Here is a 21,777-nt window from a genome sequence, read left to right as displayed (position 1 = left end):
GGGTCTCTAGCCGTCACCTCAGTTGCGCGGGAGCATCGAAGTATTCGCTCCGAGCAGGCTCCCTGGGGGTTCCAATGCCTGACTACACCTACGTGGTCTACCGTCCCATCGTCACACGACTTCTCTCGGCCACGCTCGCTCGCAGGCTCACGGTGAATGCAGTGAGCTTTCAGGGTAATTTCGTCTGGGGGCGAAGGCTTTTCGAGTTTATGGCGTCGGCTCGGCCGTCTCCAAGTGTCGCGCGGACCGTGATGGGTCTGCGGTTCGCTTCGCCCGCAGGTGTCGGCCAGCATGTGGACCTCGACGGCAGCGGCCTCCGGATGTGGCGTCACCTCGGTGCAGGCTTCACCGTGGTCGGCCCGGTGTCGAGTGAACAACGCCCCAAGGGTGCTTCATCGACCCGAATGATGCATTCGCTGTGCGGAATTCTGACCAGCGTCGCAGATGCGGCGTATGTTGACGACGTTATTCCCCAACTCGAAGATGGGCTATCGCGAAGCGGACCGGTTTTCGTTTCGGTCACCGGACCCGACGTCACCGCGGTACTTGCGAAACTCGGTTCTCGGGCAGATGCCTACATCGTCCCGAACGCCGATTCGCGTGAGATCCTGGCTGACTGGGCCACTGTGACGGATCGACCCGTTTTGGTCCAGCTGCCGGTAGACCTGTCGCCCGATGAAGCTTTACGGCTAGGTGAAGATGCCCTCGCCGCTGGGTGCGCTGGGCTTGTTCTCAGCGGTGCGCGCACGCATCTGCTGCCCGGGGGCCGTGAGCACGGCCCGTTCTTACGTGAGCGCGCCGCAGCGCTCACACGATTGTTGCGCAGCCATTTTGGGAAAAACTTGGCAGTAGTGGCCGGGCCCGGGATCATGACTCCCGATGACGCCAGGGCCGCCCTGCAGAACGGTGCGGACTTACTGGCCCTTTTTGAAGGCCTCATCTTCGCGGGGCCAGGTCTGCCCCGTCGCATCAACACCAATATCCGTGTTTCCCGCAAGTCGCACGGACTTATACGTCCCGCGCATCCGCCGGCGCACGCGGTGGACGACGTGCGCCGCTCCGCACTGGCCGGTCTCGGAATTGCGGCTGGCCTGCTGGTACTTGCCGGGTTGGCAGGTTTGATGTCGAGTCTCGCCGCGACCCGGCGATGGCTAGCGAGTGAACTTGGCGCAGCTAATATTTCAGCCGCTGCAGTGGAGAACGCTGATGGGCCGCTGGCGGCATTCATTGTTCATAACCGCGTGAATCTCGCGGGGGCAATGGTCTGCCTGGGACTCCTCTGGGCCTGGCTTACGCTAAGCCCCCTGCGTGAGGGTAAATCGTGGGCGTGGTGGGCGCTTCTTCTCTCGGGGTCCGCCGCCACGGTGGGTCTGCTGAGCGCTCATTTGGCCACGCTTCCACAGCGCACTGACAAGACCGCAGTAATCGTTACAGCTTCGGTCCTCTTCTTTGTCTCGTTGGCTTTTTCCTTCAGGGATCTTCCGAACGCAGAACGCGGTATCCGCACGCTCATGCGCCCAGGCGCGGCTGCCTGGCTGTGGAGCCCGGCAGGCCGCGGGCGCGTGCTTCTTGCCCTCTCGGGGCTTGGACTGGTAGTCGGAGGGTTGCTCATCACCACTGTCGGACATAGTGCTGTGCTTGTCCCCCAGGATGTGAAATACCTCGGCGTGCGCGCTGACGAACTGAGCCAGGTGAGCGAGCAACTCAGCGCCTTCATTGCGGCGGACCGGCTTGCGTTCGGGGCGATGTTGCTCGCCGCCGGCATCGCGCTGCTACCCATTGTGTGGTGTGGATTGCGGCCCGGTGCGCGGTCGCTGGCCGTCACTGTCGGCGCCGCCTTGGCGGCAGCGCTCGTGCCCGCGATCGGCATACACCCCGTCATCGGCTATAACGATTTTGGGCACCTCGCACCCTTTATCGCGATCGGGCTCTACGCCTTCACAGGGCTGGCTTTGTTGCGGCGGCCGCTTTCAGCGGGCGCCCGCCCGGACCGCTTTCCTGATTTGTGGGTTGACCCCGACGCAGCGCTTTCTTCCGGCTCAATGCCGCACTCATGCGAGGCGCTCAAGTTCTGAATTAGACGGCGGCACAAGAACTGTAAACCCAATTTTCGATAGTCGCAGAATGCGCCGTCAAGATCATAACGATCCGGTAACAGTGGCAGTAAAGCGCTGTTTGCCGACGCGAACGAAGGAGGACCGTTGTGATGTACATCACCGCATAATGAACTTAACTTCTAGGAGCGAAGCATGGAGCAATCGTTCCACAGGGTGCGCTCGCATAGGTGGAGGCAAGTCACGGCGGCGGCAGCGGCCGGGGCGCTGGCTGTGGGTTTAGCGTCGTGCGCGTCGGATGACACGGTGGTTGTCAACGTATACGGCGGCACTGCAGCGGTGGGGTTTGACCGGATCATTGCTGCGTGTAATGAGGCTGCTGAGGGCCGGTACCGGATTCAGGGGAATCTCCTGCCCGCGGATGCGGACGGTCAGCGTGAGCAGTTCGTGCGCCGGCTCGCGTCGCGGGATTCGGGTATGGATCTGCTGGGGATGGATGTGACGTGGACGGCGGAGTTCGCGGAAGCGGGCTGGATCCGGGAGCTGACACCCGAGCAGGCGGAACTCGCTACTGCCGACATTCTGCAGCCCCCGATCGACACCGCGACCTGGCAGGACGTGCTGTACGGCATCCCGAAACACACGAACGTGCAGCTTCTCTGGTATCGGCCGTCGCTGACCCCGGAACCGCCGCAAACGTGGGATGAGATGCTCGAGATGGCGTCTGACCTGCGGGATCGCGGCGAGATTTACGAGATCGGGTTCACCGGTGCGCGGTATGAGGGTCTGGTCGTGGGGTTCAACACGCTGCTGAACTCGTTCGGCGGTGATCTGGTCAATGAGGACAGCACCGAAGCCACCATCGACGAGAACACTGTGCAAGCGCTTGAGCTTCTCCAGCGATATGCCCGCTCCGGGCTCGCGAGTGCGTCATTGTCCAACGCGCAGGAGCCGGAGGTGTTCGCTGAGTTGCAGCAGGGCCGTTCGGCGTTCGCACTCAATTGGCCCTACGTCCTGAGCGCGATGCGTGGCGCGGCCGAGACCGACGCCCGCACCAGAGCGGTGTACGAGGATCTCGCATTTGCCCCGTATCCCTCGGTGGTGGCTGGGGAAACCCCGAGCGTCACGCTCGGCGGGATGAATTACGCGATCAGTACGTATAGCGAGCATCCGGATGAGGCGTTCGACGCCGCGATGTGCCTGCGGAGCCCGGAAAACCAGCTCCAAGTAGCACTCGACGCCGGTGAGGTGCCCGTCAATGTGACGATCTACGAGAATCCTGAGTTCCAGGAAGCGTATCCGATGTATGAGATTTTGCTTGAGCAGCTTGAGGTTGCGGTCCCGCGGCCGAAAACACCGTTCTATCAGAACATTTCCACGATCGTGTCGTCCGCGTTGTCACCACCGGCGGCGATTGACCCTGAGGCGACAGCTGACGAGCTGCGCGATCGCATTCAGGACACCCTGGAAGGAAGGGGCATCCTGCCATGACCACGAGTTCAGCTGGCCCGGCCGCGCTCGGCGCGGACACCGGCACCGCGATCGCGAAGCAGCGCCACAGCGAAGGCAAACGCGCCGAACGGCGCCTCGGTCTGCTGCTGTGCGCCCCCGCGATCATCGTGATGCTCGCCGTGGCGGCGTACCCGCTGATTTACGCGGTGTGGCTGTCGTTTTTCCGGTCCGACCTGCGCACCCCGGATGATCAGGAATTCATCGGCCTCGGTAACTACATCACCGTGCTGTCGAGCCCGATCTGGTGGAACGCGTTCGGTGTCACGATGTTTATCACCGTGATCGGCACGTTCTTCCAGCTCGTGCTGGGCATGCTCCTCGCGATCGTCATGCACCGCACCATCGTCGGCCGCGGCCTGGTCCGCACCTCCGCGCTGGTGCCCTACGCGATCGTGACCGTGGTCGCCGCGTTCTCCTGGCGCTTCGCCTGGACCCAGAACCTGGGCTGGCTGGCCGGGGACTCCGCACCCTTAACCGAACGCTGGTCCTCACTATGGATCATCATCCTGTCCGAAGTATGGAAAACCGTCCCGTTCATGGCGCTGCTGTTAATGGCCGGGCTCGCGCTGGTCCCCGAAGACCTGCTCAAAGCCGCGTCCATGGACGGCGCGAACGCCTGGCAGCGGTTCTGGCGGGTCACCGTCCCGATCATCAAACCCGCCATCCTGGTCGCGCTGCTGTTCCGCACCCTGGACTCGTTCCGCATCTTCGACAACATCTTCGTGCTCACCGCCGGCGCGAACGACACCGCCTCAGTGTCGATCCTCGCGTACAACAACCTCATACGCGGGCTCAACCTCGGCATCGGGTCCACCATGTCCGTGCTGATCTTTATCAGCATCGCGATAATCGCGTTCATATACATCAAGCTCTTCGGGGCCGCGGCACCAGGGGCAGGAGACGATCGCAGATGAGCTACCAGAAAGAAACCACCCAGCGCAAAGCCATGTGGACAGGCGTGAACATCCTCGTCCTGCTGTATGCGTTCATCCCCGTCATCTGGATCGTGTCCCTGTCCCTGAAAGACGCCGGCACCCTCAACGACGGCAACTTCCTGCCCCGCTCCCCCTCCGCGGAGTCCTACCAGCAGATCTTCACCGACTACGAATTCATCCGCGCCCTGATCAACTCCATCGGCATCTGCCTGATCTCCACCTTCATCGCGCTGGTGTTCGGCACCATGGCCGCCTACGCCATCGCCCGGCTCGACTTCCCCGGCAAAAAAACCATCATCGCCGTGTCCCTGCTCATCGCCATGTTCCCCCAGATCGCACTCGTCACCCCCCTCTTCCAGATCCAGACCGCCATCGGCACCTTCGACACCTGGCTCGGCCTGATCATCCCGTACGTCACCTTCGCGCTCCCACTGGCGATCTACACCCTGTCCGCGTTCTTCCGCGAAATCCCCTGGGAACTCGAAAAAGCCGCCAAAATGGACGGCGCCACCCCCTACCAGGCATTCCGGAAAGTCATCACCCCCCTCGCCATGCCCGGCGTCTTCACCACCGCGATCCTCGTGTTCATCGCCTGCTGGAACGACTTCCTCTTCGCGATCTCCTTCACCACCACCAGCGCGTCCCGCACCGTGCCCGCCGCACTGTCCTACTTCACCGGCGCCACCACCTTCGAACGCCCCACCGCCGCCATCGCCGCCGCCGCGGTCATCATCACCATCCCCATCGTCATCTTCGTCCTCTTCTTCCAGCGCCGCATCGTCGCTGGCCTGACCTCCGGCGCCGTCAAAGGCTAACCCCGCCCCCCGCACCGCGAAGCCTCCGGCACCGCCACCGCACCACCTCAGCAAAGGAGCCCCCCAGTGGCCGAGATCGTCCTGGACCACGTCATCAAGCGCTACCCCGACGGGGCACTCGCCGTCGACGACTTCAACCTCCACATCGCCGACGGCGAATTCATCATCCTCGTCGGCCCCTCCGGCTGCGGAAAATCCACCACCCTCAACATGGTCGCCGGACTCGAAGACATCACCGAAGGCGAACTCCGCATCGACGGCACCGTCGTCAACGACAAAGCCCCCAAAGACCGCGACATCGCCATGGTCTTCCAGTCCTACGCCCTCTACCCCCACATGACCGTCGCCGAGAACATCGCCTTCCCCCTCGTCCTCGCCGGCACCGACAAAACCACCATCAAACAAAAAGTCGACGACGTCGCCACCATGCTCGAACTCACCCAGCACCTCGACCGCAAACCCTCAAACCTCTCCGGCGGCCAGCGCCAGCGCGTCGCCATGGGACGCGCCATCGTCCGCAAACCCAAAGCCTTCCTCATGGACGAACCCCTCTCCAACCTCGACGCGAAACTCCGCGTCCAAATGCGCACCCAAGTCGCCCAAATCCAGAAAACCCTCGGCACCACCACCCTCTACGTCACCCACGACCAAACCGAAGCCATGACCCTCGGCGACCGCGTCGTCGTCATGCGCGGCGGCATCGTCCAGCAAGTCGGCTCCCCCACCCAGCTCTACCACCACCCCGCCAACCTCTTCGTCGCCGGATTCATCGGCAGCCCCTCCATGAACTTCCTCCCCGCCACCATCGAAAACAACACCCTCAAAAGCAACCTCGGCACCATCGAAATGCCCGACCGCATCCGCCGCACCCTCGAAACCACAGGCACCGACCGCAACGTCATCATCGGCGCCCGCCCCGAACACTTCGAAGACGCCACCCTCACCGGCAACACCCCCGGCCACACATTCCCCGTCACCATCGACCTCGTCGAATCCATGGGCTCCGACATCTACGCCTACTTCCGAGTCCACGGCCAAAGCGCCCACTCCCCCGACCTCGACGACCTCGCCCGCGACATGGGCCAAGACATGGAACTCGGCACCCAAATCACCGCCCGCCTCGACGCCGCCTCACCAGTCCAAACCGGCCACCCCGCACAACTCTGGCTCAACCCCGAAAAAATCCACATCTTCGACACAGAAACAGGCAAAAACCTCACCGAGAGGTGACCCCAACGCCCGCACCAACAGCCCCCAACTGTTTGCCCACCTCTCAGCGACACCACTCACTGCTGTCGCTCAAAGGCAGGCAAACAATAAACTGCATTGGCCGGAGCCCCCGAAGGTGAGCCCCTGGCTTCGTGCTCGGCCACTTGACCGCGGGCGCTCATGACGTCGACTAGCGTCGAATATCCCGAGCTACTCACCCCGACAAAACAGTGCGGTGTTCTGTGGAGATCGTGGACGCGGGTTCGATTTCCATGATCTTCCACGGCACAACATTGCGAATGGTCGTTCGTCCGACCTGCCGATCGGGGCGCGCAACCCCGTAGGGATGAATATGGCCATGCAAATGCCAGCGTGGCTGCAGTTCAGCGAGCACGCGATGCAACGCGTGCACTCCTACATGTGGCCGGTCCTGTTCGTCCCCGAGCCCGAATGGCGGTGCGTGCGTGAGCAGAATGTCGATACCGGAATCCCGGCCAAAAGCGCGCCGTGCCTTGCGCACGAGCCGCCGCGCTTTCCATGCGTATTGTCGCTGAGAGTACTGATTCGGGCCGGGGCGATAGCGTACACATCCACCCAGTCCGGCGATGCGCAATCCAGCAACCTCCGCCACCGTCCCGTCGACGTTGATGCCACCATATGGCTGCACCGAGCTACACGGCATGCCATCACGCATGCACAGGCCCGAACGATTCTTCTTCTCTACTTCGGGATCATGATTACCTGGGACAAAAACTAGCGGGACATTAAGTGAGGATTCCAGAAAATCGAGATAATCCCACGGTAAGTCACCTGCGGCGACGATGAGATCCGGCTTAATTGTTTGGACACTCGGACTATACAAACTTGGAACAATTTCATCTGCAACAACTAATATCCGTACCATACGCCTATGGTACGGAATTCTGTGGCGCAGAACACAATCATGGGATGATATGCCCTAGTGCACTCATGGGCTGCCGGGCTAGTTTTACAACTGGCCTAACTCCTTCGGCGGCGATGGGGCCCCGGTTCCGCTCGCGACTTGCGGCCCATCGACTTCGCGACAAGTTCCCGAGCCACATTCTCGTCCCACCGGTGCGACCGGATCATGCGATATCGTTCGTTCGTCAGCCACATGTACAGCTCAGCGTCGGTCTTATCCATATGGACTCCGCAATCACGGCCCATCTCAACGATCTGCGTGTACTCCTCGTCAAACCACCGCTTCGCGATCGTCTGCCGGTCGAAAAACACACGCTGCTGCTGCATGTAGCGGAAACCCCACGCCTCTACCGCTTCGGCTAGTTTCGGGTAGTCCCACGGGTCCGTCATTTTCACTTTGCCACGATCCGGCTGGGCAAGTGGAACACGTTCGACGAACAAGCGGCGCAGGTCCTTCTTGACGATGTCACCGCGGCGGTGCACACCCTCGGGCGACAGCTTTGTCCGAATCTCCGTGACATACGCTTCTATGTTCTTCATGCCCACGGCACGCGCGATGGACACGCGGTGGTGGCCGTCGACCACGAAATACATGTTGCCGACCTGATACACGTCGATTGGCGGAATCGCCTCGCCCCGCCGCTGCGCCACGGCAAGCCGTTCCCACCGTTCACGCGTCCGCGATGTGGTCGGGCGGAATCTGTGGTCAAAGTCCCTGGTGCGATCAACTGACCCGACGATGTCGTCAACATCGATCACACGAAGACCGACCTGGCGCTCTTCACGCCGCCCCAACGCCGAAACCACCTCGTCGAAGGGCAGGATGCTGTTGACGTCGGCAGACTGCCCCAACATCCATTTCGACAGCTTGGACAGGCTAGCGCGGCGTCGCTGCCGCGCGAAATCGAATTCTGCATCAGTTGCAGGGAAGCCGGTATCACGCGCCATTTTCTTTAACTCTTACTCCATCAAAGTCGCTAAGACACATCCGACTTTACGTCGTCCGCTAGGTGAGATCTCGTGAACGTGATCGAACAGACTGAAGTGAAATGGCGGAACTCGCTGCCACACCTGGGAACCCCCTGCCCCTTTCAATCTATAGCGGACCCGGGGGCTTGCCGCAAGACCCCGGTACGGGCGCAGAATCTCTCGGTGACCACCACCGCGTTCAGCATTCCCATGCATCTCGCCCCCAAATCGGATCCGGCACTGATTGCCTGCGACGATCAGCATTTCGCGGCTATCTCGGAGAGCTTCGAGCAGCAGTTCACCGACCTGTCCGACCAGCTCGACGCCCAGCGCAAGGCCCCCGGGGGTACCGGGCGCGAGGCGATGGACCGCGACTTCGAGATCCGCCGGATTACCGCTCGCTTGCGTGTCCTGCAGCGCTTCCGGCTCGATCTGTGTCTTGGGCGCATCGTCCGCGCAGACGGATCCCGGCCTCTGTACATCGGCCGGATTGGACTCACGGACCGCGTCGGCAACGCTCTGCTGGTCGACTGGCGCACCCCAGCGGCGGAACCCTTCTTCGCAGCAACACACGCCAGACCAATGGGCCTAATCAGTCGCCGCAGATATCGCTGGACCCAGGGCCGCGTCAGCGACTACTGGGATGAGGTCTTCACCCCGGAGGGGCTCGAAGGGCATGCCGCGCTTGACGATCAATCTACGTTCATCGCAAGTCTCGGCAGCAGCAGGTCTCCCCGGATGCGAGACGTGCTAGGGACCATCGCCGCCGACCAGGACGCCATCATACGTGCGGGATCGCGCGGCGCATTAGTCGTCGACGGCGGTCCGGGCACGGGAAAGACCGTCGTCGCGCTCCACCGCTCCGCTTATCTCCTCTACGCTGACCCTCGGCTCGGTCACCACCGCGGCGGAGTTTTGTTCGTGGGCCCGCACCAGCCCTACCTGGCCTATATCGCCGACGTCCTCCCCAGTCTCGGTGAGGAGGGCGTACGGACCTGCACAGTGCGGGAACTCATCGCTGAAGGCGCTGCCGCGACGATCGAGAACGACCCGGACGTGGCGCTGCTGAAGTCCTCTGCGGCGATGGTGAAGGCAATCGAGACGGCCGTCAGGTTCTACGAGACGCCACCGTCAGAGGGGCTGCTGGTCGAAACCTACTGGGCTGATATCTGGCTCAGCGCCGCAGACTGGGCGGAAGCGTTCGACGCGGCGGAACTCGGCACCCCACACAATGACGCGCGCTACGAGGTCTGGGAGGCGCTGCTGTCGATTCTCATCGATAAGCACGGCGACGGTGACGTACCAGCAGCACTCTTGCGCCGGGAACTGGCGCAGAATGAGGAACTGACCACTACTTTCAGCAAGTCCTGGCCCTTGCTCGACGCAGCTGAAGTGGTTGGCGACTTGTGGTCGGTACCCGCCTACCTGCGTATGTGCGCGCCCTGGCTCACTCCCGAGGAAGTGGAGAAGTTGCACCGCCCGCCCGCCCAGGCGTGGACCGTGGCAGATCTTCCACTCCTCGACGCAGCACGGCAACGGCTCGGCGATCCGGAAGAGTCACGACGACAGCGTCGCAGGCAGGCCGCCCTCGCCGCCGAGCAGGCGAACATGGACAGGGTCGTCGACGAGCTCATCGCATCACACGAATATGACGACGGCGAAGGCCTGATGCCGATGCTGCGTGGCCGAGACCTGCGCGATGCCCTCGTCGACGAAACCGCGGCACCGGACGCTGTGCGAGACCGGCTTGCAGGCCCGTTCGCGCACATCGTCGTCGACGAAGCACAGGAACTCACCGACGCAGAGTGGCATATGCTGTTGCGCCGCTGCCCCTCTCGCAGCTTCACCATCGTCGGCGATCGCGCACAAGCAAGGCACGGATTCACCGAAACGTGGCAGGAGAGGCTCCAGCGGCTCGGCTTCACGAGCATCAGCCACAGATCACTGAACATCAACTACCGGACGCCGGAAGAAATCATGTACGAAGCCGAGCCGATAATCCGGGCGGTGCTGCCCGACGCGAACGTGCCGAATTCCGTGCGGCACAGCGGTATCCCTGTCGTCCATCGAGCGGCCGCCGAGTTAGGCCCGATCCTCGATGACTGGCTCACCGCGAATGCTGAAGGAGTCGCCTGCATCATCAGTGCGCGCAGAATCGACGCTGCGACATTCGGTGCGCATCCCCGCGTCCGATCGCTCACCCCCGAGCTGTCGAAAGGCCTCGAGTTCGACCTCGTCATACTCATCGACCCCAACGAGTTCGGAACAGGCATCGAAGGAGCTGTCGATACCTACGTCGCGATGACCCGCGCAACTCAGCAACTCGTGATCCTGACGAGCAGCTAGGCAGGCTAACCGCGATGCGCCGCCGCCGCCCCGATGATGCCCTGTGCCTCGATCTCTACTTTCAGTCCGGGTTCGACCAGGCGTGACACCTCGACGAGCGTCGAGCACGGGAAGTCGCCGGTGAAGACCTCCGCCCGCGCCTTCCCGACTGCCACCTTGTCAGCGATGTCGGTCAGATAGACGCGCAGTATGAGGATGTCATTCGCGGTCGCTCCGCACGCTTCAGTGAGCGCGATAACGCGGCGGAAGGCCTCGCGCGCCTGCAGGTACGTGTCCTCGCCGCCAATGGGTCCGGCAGCGGTGCCCGCGTGCATACCTGAGATGACGAAGTGCTGAGAGTGCACGCGCGCGTTGCTGAACATTCCCGGCCGCGGCGGCTCGGGCACCGACGGTGCGGAAACTCGGGTCATGCCTTCTTCCTCTGATCAGACTCGCGAGTCAGTCGCTGGCGGACGGGGAGAAAATCGTACGTCGGATAAAACTCCGTACTGAAAACTCCCCATGCGCGCCGTTCCAGTTCCACGTTCACCTTCCCCAGATCACTCGCGTCTAGGCGGAGCGTGACAATCTGGCCTATTCCCATTGCGACGACCCAGGACACGATTTCGCACCCGTCCGGCGGGAAACCGTGCCACCAGTCTGCGTCGTCGAGCTTGCCTTGCAGCTGCTCGAGGTTCTGAGTCTGATCGTGCCGAAGAAGGATCGTCAGCAGCATTCACTCCCCTGCCAATGCCGCAGCCTGCTGTTTCGCGTCCGACCGGTACAGGCGGCGGATGCGCGACACACCGAGGTCATGCTGATATAGATGCTCGTCGACGTCGGCGTCCGCTGCCAGCGCCTCGAGGACCATGCGGTCCTGCTCCAGTACCTGCCAATGGTTCTCCTCGAGTTTCGCGCGGAACAAGAAGCGCCACACGTCACGTTCCCAATCACTCACACGACGGGTCCGCCAATGGAAGATGGCGGAGTTGTTCTCATCGATCGGCGTCGCCATTCCAACGATTCCGAAGACCCCTCCCGGGCCGGCTGACGCCGCGTACGGGATCTCGAGGTCCACGTAATCCATCGCACCCCGGCAGAATTCCACCCAATCGAAGTTCACCCCCCGCTGGTCAGTTTTCTCGAAGAAGAAGCCGCGCTCGGTTTCCCGGATCCGGAAGCGTGCGGAGACGTCGCCACCGAACATCGAATGCGAATCGCGGTGAAGGAAGGCACCGTGCATCGGGTCCAGCACGTTGTCCATGTAGAAGCGCCATGGCCCGGCCCATTCGGCGTAGTTCAGGAACCAGGAGTTCGCCTCATCGGCGAGCCGCTCCGGCAGGGCAAAAGGCGTTGGTTTCGAGTCTTCGGTAAGCGGAATGAAGGCGAAAATGGTGTCTGCGGCCTCAGCTACCTCGAGTGAAACAGTGGCCTTTTTGCCTTCCAGCGCGCAACCGGGCATCCCGGGGACTGACACTACGGTTCCGGTGCCGTCGACCTGAACACCGTGGTACCGGCACGCGATGCGATCTCCGAGATGCTGTCCGACCGAGAGTGGCGCGCTCCGGTGCGGGCAGCGGTCTTCGATCATGTAGAGCTTGCCGCGTGCGTCACGGAACAGCAGCCAGTCGACGCCGAGACGCGTCACCTTCGTCATGCCTCCGGGTTTGACGAACCTGGACGGGTAGATCGGGTACCAGCGGTCGCGGAGCCCTGTTGCCGCGAGCTCTGCGGCGTCGAGTGTTTTGCGGGTGCCGACAACTTTCTTGACCTTCATGTCATTCTCCCAGTCGTTTCATTTCGGCGCGGAAGTTCGCCTCTGTCCAGGTATTTCCATCAGGTGCGGTGAGGCCGAGACGGTTGAGGCCGTCAACGACACCAGCCAAGTCGTGGGTTCCGCGGCTGAAAATCTCCATCAGTGACCCCGCGAGCTTTTCCTCGTACGGACTGAGGTCACCGCTCCGCGTCTGGTGAACTTCGAGATACTGGGTGCTCATACTTCCTCCATTGCAGGCTGGTTCGGTTCACTGGGGTCTGAGAGCGACCGCAGTCCCTCAGCGATCGCAAAGAACGAGACGAGCCACTCGTTGAACGAGCTGTCCCGGTTCTTGTGTGCGGGTGCTTCACATCCGTCGATGATCACGAACACCCCATTCGCGATGCCTCCCGCGACTGACTGCGCCTGTGCGACGTCAGTCGCACGGTCCGGCGCGGACGCCACCACCAGGGCGGGACATTGGACGCGCTTCATCTGACGCCAGTAGTTGTCATCGGATTCATCGACCACGGGATCCCCAAGGACAAGGCTCGTCACAAGACCGGGGTGCTCGGCAGCGAGCATGATCGCCCCGAACGCGGCCTCCCCCGTGGCAAGGACATGACGCTGGCCGTCGTCGGTCTGGGCAATGACATGGGCCGCGGCAGTGACCCACTCTTCGACACTCGAGTCGACAGCGGGCCGCAGCGTCAGTTCCGCGGGCGTTTCCCAGGCGGACCCATCAAACGCACCGAGTTGGCTCGCGAACAATTCCGCAGCCCCCGGACCGGAATGCAGGCAGACAATTGTCATGACCGTCCCTTCGCGACGGGAATGTGAACAGGTGGCGTGAATTCCTGCGGGGCGGGGTCGAGGGCTTCAACGTCGACCTCGATGATCGTGGGCCCCCTGTGCTCTAGGGCCCTGCGCAGGGCGTCAGGGAAGACACCGGCACCGCGCACGAGTGTGTAGGGAATGTTCAGTGATTGCGCTAGCAGTCCAAAATCGGGGGTGTACAGGTCGACGCCGCTGCGCGCGAAGCCATTCGCCCGCTGCATGTTCCGCAATACGCCGTAGCCACCGTCGTTGAAGATCAGCACCACGCACCAGGCCTGAGAACCAGCCAGGGTCGCGAGTTCGCCGAGGTGTACAGCCAGACCGCCATCACCGGCGAGAACCACCGTGGGCACGTCGGGCCGGGCGAACGCCGCGCCGATACCCATAGCGAGGCCCTGACCGATACCTCCGCCGAGCGGGAAGATGTTCGTGCCGCGGTCGAAGAACGGCAGCAGCCGGTTGCCCCACTGGCTTGACGGAATCGTCACGTCGCGTGCCACCACAGACTCAGCTGGCAACTGGTCGCGCAGCGAGTCGCAGATCTCCGCATAGCCGCCGATCTGGGTGGTCAGTGCAGCGCGGACCGCCTCGCGAGTCTGTGTTACCTGCGCTGTAAATTCGCGGTTCGGCTCGCGCGCCGGGAGTCCGCTGAGCAATTGGCCGAGGACCGTACGAGCATCTCCAGTCAGTGAGACATCCGCGGGATATACCCGGCCCACCGCCAGAGGATCGATATCGATCTGGATGTGCGGTTTCGGGAGCTGCAGATGGTAGCTCTTTGTTTCGTTCGAACGGAAATGGGTGCCGATGCTCAGCAACAGATCCGCGTCCGCAATGAGACCAGCAGCGCCAGGAGCGGATGCGAAGTTCCCGATGACGAGTTCATCGCTCTCGGGCACAATTCCGCGCCCTGAGTTGCTGGTCAGCAGACCGGCGCCCACCTGATGCAGAAGTTCTGCGAGTTCCTCGCCTGCACCTGCGGCACCCCCGCCTGCCCAGATCAGAGGGCGTTCCGCAGAGGCCAGCAGCCGGAGCGCGTCATCCACGTTCTCGTCGTCTGCGGTGGCCAGCGGGACCGGAGTCGGCCGGTTAACCGGATGCTGATCTTCGGGACGTGCGAGGTACTGAAGGTCGCTTGGCCATTCGATGCTGGCTGGCGCGGAAGGCGCGGTGGTGATGCATTCGATCGCCTTTTCCAGTTCCCGCTCAGCGTCACGTGCGTCGACGATGGTGCTTGCGTATCCAGAAATAGCGTCGAGCATCTGAAGCTGACGGGGCACCTCGTGGATCACGCCGCGATTGCTGCCGAGGAATTCACTGTCGATCTGGCCCGTGACATGTAGGACCCGGGAGCCAGCCGTGAGTGCCTCGATCATGGATCCGGCCGCATTGCCGGCGCCTGTCCCCGTCGAGGTGAGCGCAACCCCCACTTTCCCGCTGGCCCGGGCGTATGCATCGGCGGCATTGACCGCAGCCGCCTCGTGCCGGACCGCGACGAAAGTGAGCTCACGGTCGACTGCCTCGACGAGTGGAAGGTTGTGGATGCTGATTACACCGAAGGCGGTGTCGATGCCGTGACGTTTCATCACTCGGACAAGGACGTCGCCACCGGTGGGTTCGCGTTGTTCTGTCATGTTGATTCGCTTTCAGACGTACCGGGCGACGCCGCCGCCGACGTCGATCGTGGCTGCGGTGGTGTAGCTGCTGCGCGGCGAGAGGAGGGTGACGATGTGGAACGCAACTTCATCGGCGTTGCCGAAACGACCAAGAGCGATTCCGCGGTTCGCCGCGATCTCCGCGCTCCATTCGTCATAGCTGAGAGTGGTACCGGAGCTTTCGAACCGTCGCCGCCACTGCCCGGTGTCGATCAGCCCGAGCAGAACCGAGTTGACGCGCGTGCCGTCTTCCGCGAGGGTTTCGGCAAGCGTGTGCGTCAGATTCAGCAGCGCCGCACGGGCCGCGGATGTTGCCGCAAGCCGACTCTCAGGTTGCCGGGACAGGATCGCGTTCACGTTCACCACCGAGCCAGCGCCGGACGCCGCGAGGGCTTTCCGTGCGGCTCGAACCATGTTCCAGGATCCGAAGATCTTCAATTCGAATTCGTCGCGGAACGCCTGATCGTCAGTATCGTCAAGCGTTGCCATGAGCGACCGCCCTGCATTGCACACCAGCCCGTCGATCGCGCCGAATTCGCCAAGGACCGCGTCGGTGAAGCGTTGCGCGGAATCACGGTCGGTGACATCGCAGCTTGCGGTGAATAGCCGGTGGGGCGACGCCCCGGGCAGATCGCTGAGGACGGTGCGCAGACGCTCGCCATCTCGCGCGCACGCCGCCACCTGGGCGCCTTCGGCGAGTAACAGCCGCGTCGTCGCCAGTCCTACGCCAGAGCTGGCACCCGTCACGATTATCGTCCGGCCGCTGAGGTTGAGGTCCATATGTGCTCCCTAGTTGCCCATCACGAAGCCGCCGTCGACGACGAGCGTCTGGCCGGTGATGAACCCGGCTGATTCGGAAAGCAGGTACTCGACAGCGCCTGCGACGTCCTCCGGGGTCTGCTCGCGGGGAAGGACGTGATTATCGGAGTAAAGCTGGAAGCGGTCCGCGGGTACTGATTCGGTGGCCTCGACGCGGATCAGGCCGGGCGCGACGGCGTTGACCCGCACGTTGTGCGGTCCAGCGTCGCGTGCCATTGTCCGGGTCATCGATATCACCGCGCCTTTGGATGCGGTGTAGTGCACGAGGCGGGGAGAACCGTAGAGGGCGGCGTCCGAGGCGACGTTGACGATCGCACCGCGAGCCTGCGCCGCGAGTTGCGGGTACAGGTGTTTCGACACGAGCCACGTCCCGAAGGTGTTGACACGCAGTACACGTTCGAAGAAATCTTCGTCGAGTTCCCAGAACGCGTCGCCGCCCACTCCGTCCGCGAGTGCCGCGTTGTTGACCAGAGCATCCACGCCACCAAGTTCCTCAGTGACGGAAGCGAGTTCACGCACTGAGTCCCGGTCGGAGATGTCGGTGACAACACTGGTGACGCGGTAGCCCTTCGCGCGCAGCCGCTTCTCCGCGAGTACTGCATTCTCAGAGTTACGTTCAGCGATGACGACATGGTCACCCGCCGCGGCGAGGCGTTCGGCTATTGCATAACCGAGGCCGCGGCCCGCCCCTGTCACGACTGTCAGTCGGCTCATTTCTCGTTCCTTTCGAGGAATCGCAGCATGTGGGCCGCGACCCGATCGGGACGCTCCTGGCAGGCCGCGTGTCCGGCTCCCAGAATCAGGCCGAACTGCGCACCTGGAATGCTGTCGGCGAGGAGGCGGGATTCACTGACGCCGGTCACGGAATCGCCGTCTCCCACGAGCACGAGCGCCGGGTGCGTGAGGGAGTGCAGGACTGACGCCGTGTTCGTCCGTGCCATCATTTCCGCGGCGGCGCGGTAACCGGACAGCCGGACCCGCGCCATGTCCGCTTCGACTGCTGCCGCGACCTTGTAGTCAGCATCCGGCGAGACGAGGCGCGGGGCGCGGGCTGCGGCGAACGCTCGCGGGCCCTGCGCAGCGAGCTCGCGGATGCGAGTGCGCATCGCCTGCGCCCGTTCCGATGTCACAGCGGAACCCCGTGTGCTGTCCGCGATCGTCAGTGTGCGAACGAGTTCGGGATAGCGGTCCGCGAGGCACGTCGCGAGGACACCGCCCCACGAGGTGCCGAAGATGTGCGCCGGTGCAGCGTCGTGGAAATGCAACACTTCGGCGACAGCCTCGACATGGTCGAAGTCTTCGGTGCTCACCGGATCAGCGGAGTGACCGTAGCCGGGCGCGTCCCAGCACAGGGTGCGGTACCCGTTGTCGGCGAGGATCCCTGCGAGGGGTTCACACGATTGTGCACTTCCGCCGATTCCGTGCATCAGGAAGACAGGTGGGCCCTCTCCCCTGACGACGACGTTGATGCCACTGGTGGTGACGGAGGTGCGCATCTCAGTTGCCACCGAAGTAGTAGTTGTCGATGCCTGCTGGAACCGCATCGCGGTACCCCGTGTCAGAGACACCGGCCATCGCATTGCGGACCGCTGCGGTGGGTGGACCTGCCGTGCCCCACTGGTCCGACAATTCCGCGGTTCGCTTCCATGTGCGGCACAACCAGCTGTCCTCATCAATCTGGGCGACCTCGGAGGTGTATTCGCACACCAGATTTGCGGGGTCGGTGAAGTACGAGAAAGTGTTGTCACCGGGGCCATGGCGGCCGGGCCCCCATTTCGGGCTGATGCCGTGGGTCTTGAGGCTGCCGATCCCGCGCATGAAATGGTCGACGCTTTCCATCTCGTACGCGACGTGGTTGATCGAGGTCCAGTCGGCCTGATTGAACGCGATGGAATGATGGTCGCTGTTGCACCGCAGGAACGCCATTTTGTGTTCTGACCAGTCGGAGATCCGCATCCCCAGGACCTCGGTGTAAAACGCGGTGGCACGGTCAATGTCGGTGGTGTTCAGCACCACGTGCGCTATCTTGCGGGGCACGGCGCGACGCCCAGCTGGCTCCTGATTTGAAACCGCGAACGTGTCGGCGGAAAGTTCGATCATCCGTCCTTCCGGGTCGATGAGCTGCAGGCCGTATCCTCCGCCCGCGTCGTCAAGCGGACCGGGTGCGCGGAGCAACGGGATGCCGAGCTTCTCGAGCTGGCGCGCGGCGTCGTCCACCTCCCGCGGAGTGGCAAGAGCGAAAGATATACCGCCCAGCGCGTTGTTCTCGGCTTGCTCGAGGCGCAGCACGTGATGCTGAGTTCCGGTGCCCCGCAGCCAGAACCGGTCTTGGTCAGCCTCTACGGTGGCCAGGCCCCACACCTCGTCGTAGAAGTCTTTTGAGGCGGCGGGGTTGGGGACTTTGAGGGAAACCGAGCGGAGCGCGCGCAGCCGGCAGATGGGGGCGCTGGTGTTGTACATCGGGTGCCGGTCCTTTCTTCGGTGGGTTGGTGAAAGATCTAGAGGTCAAGGACCAGTTCTTTGGAGCGGCACCGGGAAACGCAGACGAACATCGTTCCTTCCGCCTCGTGCTCTTCTGGTGACATGAGGAAGTCGCGGTGGTCGACGTCGCCGCGGAGGACCCGCACTTCGCATGTCCCGCAGATCCCTTCGGTGCACGAAGACTCAACCTCCACACCGGCACCGGTGAGCGCGTCGAGCACGGATTCGTTCTCCGCAACTGGGACGCGTGTACCGCTCCGCTCGCAGAGGATGTCGAAGCCGGTACTTGTTTCATCGTCGCTCGCCGTACGCTCCGGAGCTTTGAAGCGTTCAACTCGCAACAATGACGCGTTGGTCATCGCGTCGCTCACAGCTTGCAGGAGTGGCTCGGGCCCGCAGCAGTACACCAGTGACGTGGGATCCAGCGCGTGGAGCATCCCGCGGATGTCGGGATACGCACCGCCAGACTCGTCGTCGGCGTGAATGGTGACTTTCTCCGAGCCGAAGGACTTCACTTCGTCAGCGAATGCCATTGTCGAGCGTGACCGGCCGGTGTACAGCATGGTCCAGTCGGCGCCGCGTTCTTCGAGCCTGCGCGCCATCGCCAGGATCGGTGTGACACCGATCCCGCCCGCGATGAGGACGTGGCGTCGCGCTTCTTCGAGGTGGAACGCGTTGCGTGGCCCCTCCACCTCGACTAGTTCACCCACGGAGAGTGTTTCGTGGACATAGCTGCTGCCACCACGTGAATCGGGGGTTCGCAGCACCGCAACTGTCCAGACGAACGGATCGTGCGGGCTTGAGCAGAGCGAGTACTCGCGAACAAGTCCGTTGGGCAGGCGGAGGCTGACGTGGGCGCCGGGTTCCCATGTAGGCAGTGGCCTGCCGGAGGGATCGACCAGGGAGAGACTGATCACGCCGTCGGCCTCCCATGTCTTCTGCTTGACGCGCAGGGTGTGCCGTACCGACGCGGACTCAACGGGCTCGTTCATTGCTGATCCTTCGTTCGTCCTGGTGTGCGTCAGCGGGTGACGCCGTGCATTTCTGACGAGGGTGGGTAAGTGGGAAGCTGTGGCTTTGGGGTGCCGATGATGACGCAGAAGAGCGCGTCCGTGTCGCCAACATTTGCGAGACTCCGCGGGACACCGGCAGGCACTCGGATCAGGTCGCGGTAGCCGAGGCGGCGCACCGCTTTCTTGTGGCCATCTTCCACATCGTGCACAGCCACTTCGAGTTCACCTTCGAGCACGAAGAACACCTCTTCAACGTCGTGATGCGTGTGTTCAGGACCTACTGCACCGACCGGGAGCCGCATGTTGGAGAAGGTGAAATGATCGGCCCGAAGAATCCGGTTGTCGTCTTCATGGTTTCCAGTCGCTCCGGAGCCGATGTAACGGATCTGTGCCCGTTTGAACCGGTCGCCCCCAGCTTGTGCCTGGAATCCGAGTGCTGCCCAGTCTTCGTCCCGTGTTTCGCGTGACGCGATGCACGAGTCGATGAGGGTCTCGAGTTCGGGTGTGCTGGTGCGCTGTTCGACGTTCGTCATTGCTGCGGTCCTTTTCTGTGGGATTACTTGTAGGCGATTGCTTCGATCTCGACGGTCGCGCCGTATGGGAGGGCGGCGACCTCAACGAACGAGCGTGCGGGGCGCGGCTCCGCGAAAAGTTGTTCGTAGTGCGTGTTCGCTTCGTCGCGCATGGTGACGTCCGTGACGAAGTACGTCGTCTTGATGACGTCTTTCAGGTCCATCCCGATGGTGGCGAGCCGCTCGGTGAGACGGGCAATTGCCGCGTCGAGCGCTTCCGCGCGCCCGGCGACTGCGATCCCGGCGTTGTCGACGGAAAGCGCGCCGGAGACGAAGCCGAATCCGGCTTTCGCGAATGCGGGGCTGTAGGGGTGGTCACTCATGGTTGTCCTTTTCGTGGTGGGTTAGCGGGACCAGGGAATGGGCTGTCCGGATAAATCCAGGTAGATGCTCTTCTGGCGCATGTACGACCGGATACCGTCGCGGCCCTTCTCGGTTCCCAGCCCGCTTTCTTTCGTGCCGGAGAAGGGCGTCGAGATGCTGAATTGCTTGTAGGTGTTGATCCAGACGGTGCCGGCGTCGATGCGGCGCGCGGTGCGCCAGGCCTTCCGGTAATCACCGGTCCAGATGCCCGCCGCCAGCCCGAACACGCTGTCGTTCGCCTGTCGCACCAGATCGTCTTCGTCTTCGAACGGCAGGACTACTGCGACGGGGCCGAAGACCTCTTCTTGGCAGATCCGCGCGGAATTGGAGAGTCCGGCAAGAATTGTCGGACGATAGTAGGCGCCATCCGCCAGGTCGCCGCCGGGTGCATACCCGCCTGCGAGCACCACCGCTCCTTCGCTCCGCGCCTCGTCCACCATGCTCGCAACGTGGTCCCGGTGGGAGTGCGTGATCAGCGGCGCGACCTGCGTGCCAGGATCCGTGCCGGGACCCACGCGCAACTCGTTGGCAGCCGAGACCAGTCGGTCGACGAACTCGCTGTACACAGCGCGTTCGATAAAGACCCGTGACCCGGCGATGCAGCTCTGCCCGCTTGACGAGAAGATGCCGTAGAGCACCCCGGCCAGCGCCTGATCCATGTCCGCGTCTGCGAAGACGACCGTCGGGGACTTGCCGCCCAGTTCGAGCGTGACCGGGATGATTTTGTCAGCAGCGACGTGTCCGAGCGTGCGCCCTGTCGAGGTGCCACCGGTGAAGGTGATCTTCCCGATTTTGGGGTGCCGCGCGAGCGCGTCACCGACGGTGCGGCCTGGCCCTGGCAGGACTGAGAACAGCCCTCGTGGGAGTCCGGCTTCGTCACAAAGCCGAGCGAGGTACAGGGAGATCCATGGGGCCCAAACTGGTGGTTTCGAGACAACGGCGTTCCCCGCTGCGAGCGCGGGAGCTACCTTCTGCGCCTCGCTGGCGATGGGCGAGTTCCAGGGCGTGATGGCGCCGATAACGCCGATTGGTTCGTGGATCGACATCGACAGGTAGTTCCCGCGTGCGGGGGTGATTTCGTCCTCCATCGTTTCCAGTGCAGCTGCGATGTAGCGGAACGTGGCGGCTGCGCTGGAGGCCAGGGCACGGGTTTCGGTAAGTGTCTTTCCGGTATTCCGGGTCTGCAGCGCCGAAATCTCGGTCGCGTGAGCGTCGATTGCGTTGCCGATGCGGTACAGAACTGCCGCGCGTTCGTGCGGCAACTGGTCTGCCCACTTGCTCTGTGCCGCTGCGGCGAGGCCGCCCTCGACGGCGGTGCCGACATCTCCCGGGGTGGCGCTATGCAGCGTGGCGAACACGTCACCCGTTGCGGGATCGACTGATTCGATGACAGCTCCGCTGCCTTGGCGCCATTGGCCGGCGACATAGATCTCGTCGCGCGTGCTGGGTTCACGGAGCTGGGTGGACACAGCCGCGGTGCCAACTGGTGCTGCGCTGCTGAGTGTCATGTGAGGCCTTCC

General features: G+C 63.0%; 22 protein-coding genes. 6 read left to right on the top strand and 16 right to left on the bottom strand.

Features of this window, described 5'->3' with window-relative positions; translation table 11 throughout:
• Positions 1-74 precede the first annotated feature (74 nt).
• The 5 genes from FHU29_RS06220 to FHU29_RS06200 all read left to right on the top strand — a co-directional run bounded on the left by FHU29_RS06220 (position 75) and on the right by FHU29_RS06200 (position 6,546).
• A complete protein-coding gene (locus FHU29_RS06220) occupies positions 75-2,075 on the top strand; it encodes a beta/alpha barrel domain-containing protein (RefSeq protein WP_064442134.1) in 2,001 nt (666 codons plus the stop codon).
• A gap of 174 nt (positions 2,076-2,249) precedes the next feature.
• Positions 2,250-3,545: an ABC transporter substrate-binding protein gene (locus tag FHU29_RS06215; protein WP_183377483.1), complete on the top strand. Its 1,296-nt coding sequence runs from the start codon at positions 2,250-2,252 to the stop codon at positions 3,543-3,545.
• Positions 3,542-4,480 (top strand): carbohydrate ABC transporter permease, encoded by a 939-nt coding sequence (locus FHU29_RS06210; RefSeq protein ID WP_221194683.1) that lies wholly within the window; start codon positions 3,542-3,544, stop codon positions 4,478-4,480. The genes FHU29_RS06215 and FHU29_RS06210 overlap by 4 nt, the downstream gene beginning before the upstream one ends.
• Positions 4,477-5,316, top strand: coding sequence for a carbohydrate ABC transporter permease (locus FHU29_RS06205; RefSeq protein WP_064442698.1), 840 nt, complete (start codon positions 4,477-4,479; stop codon positions 5,314-5,316). Before FHU29_RS06210 ends, FHU29_RS06205 begins: the two co-directional genes overlap by 4 nt.
• Before the next feature lie 66 nt (positions 5,317-5,382).
• On the top strand, positions 5,383-6,546 hold the full coding sequence (locus FHU29_RS06200; protein ID WP_183377482.1) for a sn-glycerol-3-phosphate ABC transporter ATP-binding protein UgpC: 1,164 nt from the start codon (positions 5,383-5,385) through the stop codon (positions 6,544-6,546).
• A 193-nt stretch (positions 6,547-6,739) separates the two neighbouring features.
• On the opposite strand, the gene FHU29_RS06195 is transcribed toward FHU29_RS06200, so the two are convergent.
• The gene (locus FHU29_RS06195; RefSeq protein ID WP_157095176.1) at positions 6,740-7,387 is read right to left on the bottom strand and encodes a metallophosphoesterase family protein; all 648 of its coding nucleotides are present in this window, start codon (positions 7,385-7,387) and stop codon (positions 6,740-6,742) included.
• Between the two features lie 137 nt (positions 7,388-7,524).
• Positions 7,525-8,415 (bottom strand): ParB/RepB/Spo0J family partition protein, encoded by an 891-nt coding sequence (locus FHU29_RS06190; protein WP_064440795.1) that lies wholly within the window; start codon positions 8,413-8,415, stop codon positions 7,525-7,527.
• A 231-nt stretch (positions 8,416-8,646) separates the two neighbouring features.
• Here FHU29_RS06190 and helR point away from each other — a divergent pair, with 231 nt between their 5' ends.
• The gene (gene helR / locus FHU29_RS06185) at positions 8,647-10,782 is read left to right on the top strand and encodes an RNA polymerase recycling motor ATPase HelR (protein WP_064440965.1); all 2,136 of its coding nucleotides are present in this window, start codon (positions 8,647-8,649) and stop codon (positions 10,780-10,782) included.
• Between the two features lie 5 nt (positions 10,783-10,787).
• Here the strand turns inward: helR and FHU29_RS06180 are convergent, their stop codons facing one another.
• From FHU29_RS06180 to FHU29_RS06115, 14 genes are read right to left on the bottom strand one after another with little or no spacing between them, the layout of a single operon-like run.
• Positions 10,788-11,192 (bottom strand): RidA family protein, encoded by a 405-nt coding sequence (locus FHU29_RS06180; RefSeq protein ID WP_064440796.1) that lies wholly within the window; start codon positions 11,190-11,192, stop codon positions 10,788-10,790.
• A complete protein-coding gene (locus FHU29_RS06175; protein ID WP_064440797.1) occupies positions 11,189-11,497 on the bottom strand; it encodes a hypothetical protein in 309 nt (102 codons plus the stop codon). The genes FHU29_RS06180 and FHU29_RS06175 overlap by 4 nt, the downstream gene beginning before the upstream one ends.
• Complete coding sequence (locus tag FHU29_RS06170) at positions 11,498-12,538, bottom strand: Rieske 2Fe-2S domain-containing protein (RefSeq protein ID WP_064440798.1); 1,041 nt, start codon at positions 12,536-12,538, stop codon at positions 11,498-11,500. It lies immediately after the preceding gene.
• A 1-nt stretch (position 12,539) separates the two neighbouring features.
• Positions 12,540-12,758, bottom strand: coding sequence for a recombinase-like helix-turn-helix domain-containing protein (locus FHU29_RS06165; protein WP_013807299.1), 219 nt, complete (start codon positions 12,756-12,758; stop codon positions 12,540-12,542).
• Positions 12,755-13,330, bottom strand: a complete 576-nt coding sequence (locus FHU29_RS06160) for an alpha/beta fold hydrolase (protein ID WP_083962365.1) — start codon at positions 13,328-13,330, stop codon at positions 12,755-12,757. The genes FHU29_RS06165 and FHU29_RS06160 overlap by 4 nt, the downstream gene beginning before the upstream one ends.
• Positions 13,327-14,988 carry a thiamine pyrophosphate-binding protein gene (locus FHU29_RS06155; protein WP_064440799.1) on the bottom strand — a complete coding sequence of 554 codons (1,662 nt, stop codon included), beginning with the start codon at positions 14,986-14,988 and terminating at the stop codon, positions 13,327-13,329. Before FHU29_RS06155 ends, FHU29_RS06160 begins: the two co-directional genes overlap by 4 nt.
• A 12-nt stretch (positions 14,989-15,000) precedes the next feature.
• Positions 15,001-15,789, bottom strand: coding sequence for an SDR family oxidoreductase (locus tag FHU29_RS06150; RefSeq protein WP_064440800.1), 789 nt, complete (start codon positions 15,787-15,789; stop codon positions 15,001-15,003).
• 9 nt (positions 15,790-15,798) lie between these two features.
• Positions 15,799-16,542, bottom strand: coding sequence for a 3-oxoacyl-ACP reductase family protein (locus FHU29_RS06145; RefSeq protein WP_064440801.1), 744 nt, complete (start codon positions 16,540-16,542; stop codon positions 15,799-15,801).
• Positions 16,539-17,336: an alpha/beta fold hydrolase gene (locus FHU29_RS06140; RefSeq protein WP_232322984.1), complete on the bottom strand. Its 798-nt coding sequence runs from the start codon at positions 17,334-17,336 to the stop codon at positions 16,539-16,541. The genes FHU29_RS06145 and FHU29_RS06140 overlap by 4 nt, the downstream gene beginning before the upstream one ends.
• Entirely contained in the window at positions 17,326-18,288 is a 963-nt protein-coding gene (locus FHU29_RS06135) for a VOC family protein (RefSeq protein ID WP_064440803.1), read from the bottom strand. The genes FHU29_RS06140 and FHU29_RS06135 overlap by 11 nt, the downstream gene beginning before the upstream one ends.
• Positions 18,289-18,326: 38 nt before the next feature.
• Positions 18,327-19,301, bottom strand: coding sequence for a PDR/VanB family oxidoreductase (locus FHU29_RS06130; protein WP_064440804.1), 975 nt, complete (start codon positions 19,299-19,301; stop codon positions 18,327-18,329).
• Between the two features lie 29 nt (positions 19,302-19,330).
• Complete coding sequence (locus FHU29_RS06125) at positions 19,331-19,855, bottom strand: cupin domain-containing protein (RefSeq protein ID WP_064440805.1); 525 nt, start codon at positions 19,853-19,855, stop codon at positions 19,331-19,333.
• 23 nt (positions 19,856-19,878) lie between these two features.
• On the bottom strand, positions 19,879-20,217 hold the full coding sequence (locus tag FHU29_RS06120; protein WP_064440806.1) for a RidA family protein: 339 nt from the start codon (positions 20,215-20,217) through the stop codon (positions 19,879-19,881).
• Between the two features lie 21 nt (positions 20,218-20,238).
• Entirely contained in the window at positions 20,239-21,765 is a 1,527-nt protein-coding gene (locus tag FHU29_RS06115) for an aldehyde dehydrogenase (RefSeq protein ID WP_064440807.1), read from the bottom strand.
• Positions 21,766-21,777 lie beyond the last annotated feature (12 nt).

This window comes from Hoyosella altamirensis, from assembly GCF_014191505.1.
GTDB classification, from domain to species: domain Bacteria; phylum Actinomycetota; class Actinomycetes; order Mycobacteriales; family Mycobacteriaceae; genus Hoyosella; species Hoyosella altamirensis.
The sequence above is the reverse complement of the archived record's forward strand: the minus strand, read 5'-3'. Positions and strand labels throughout refer to the sequence as shown.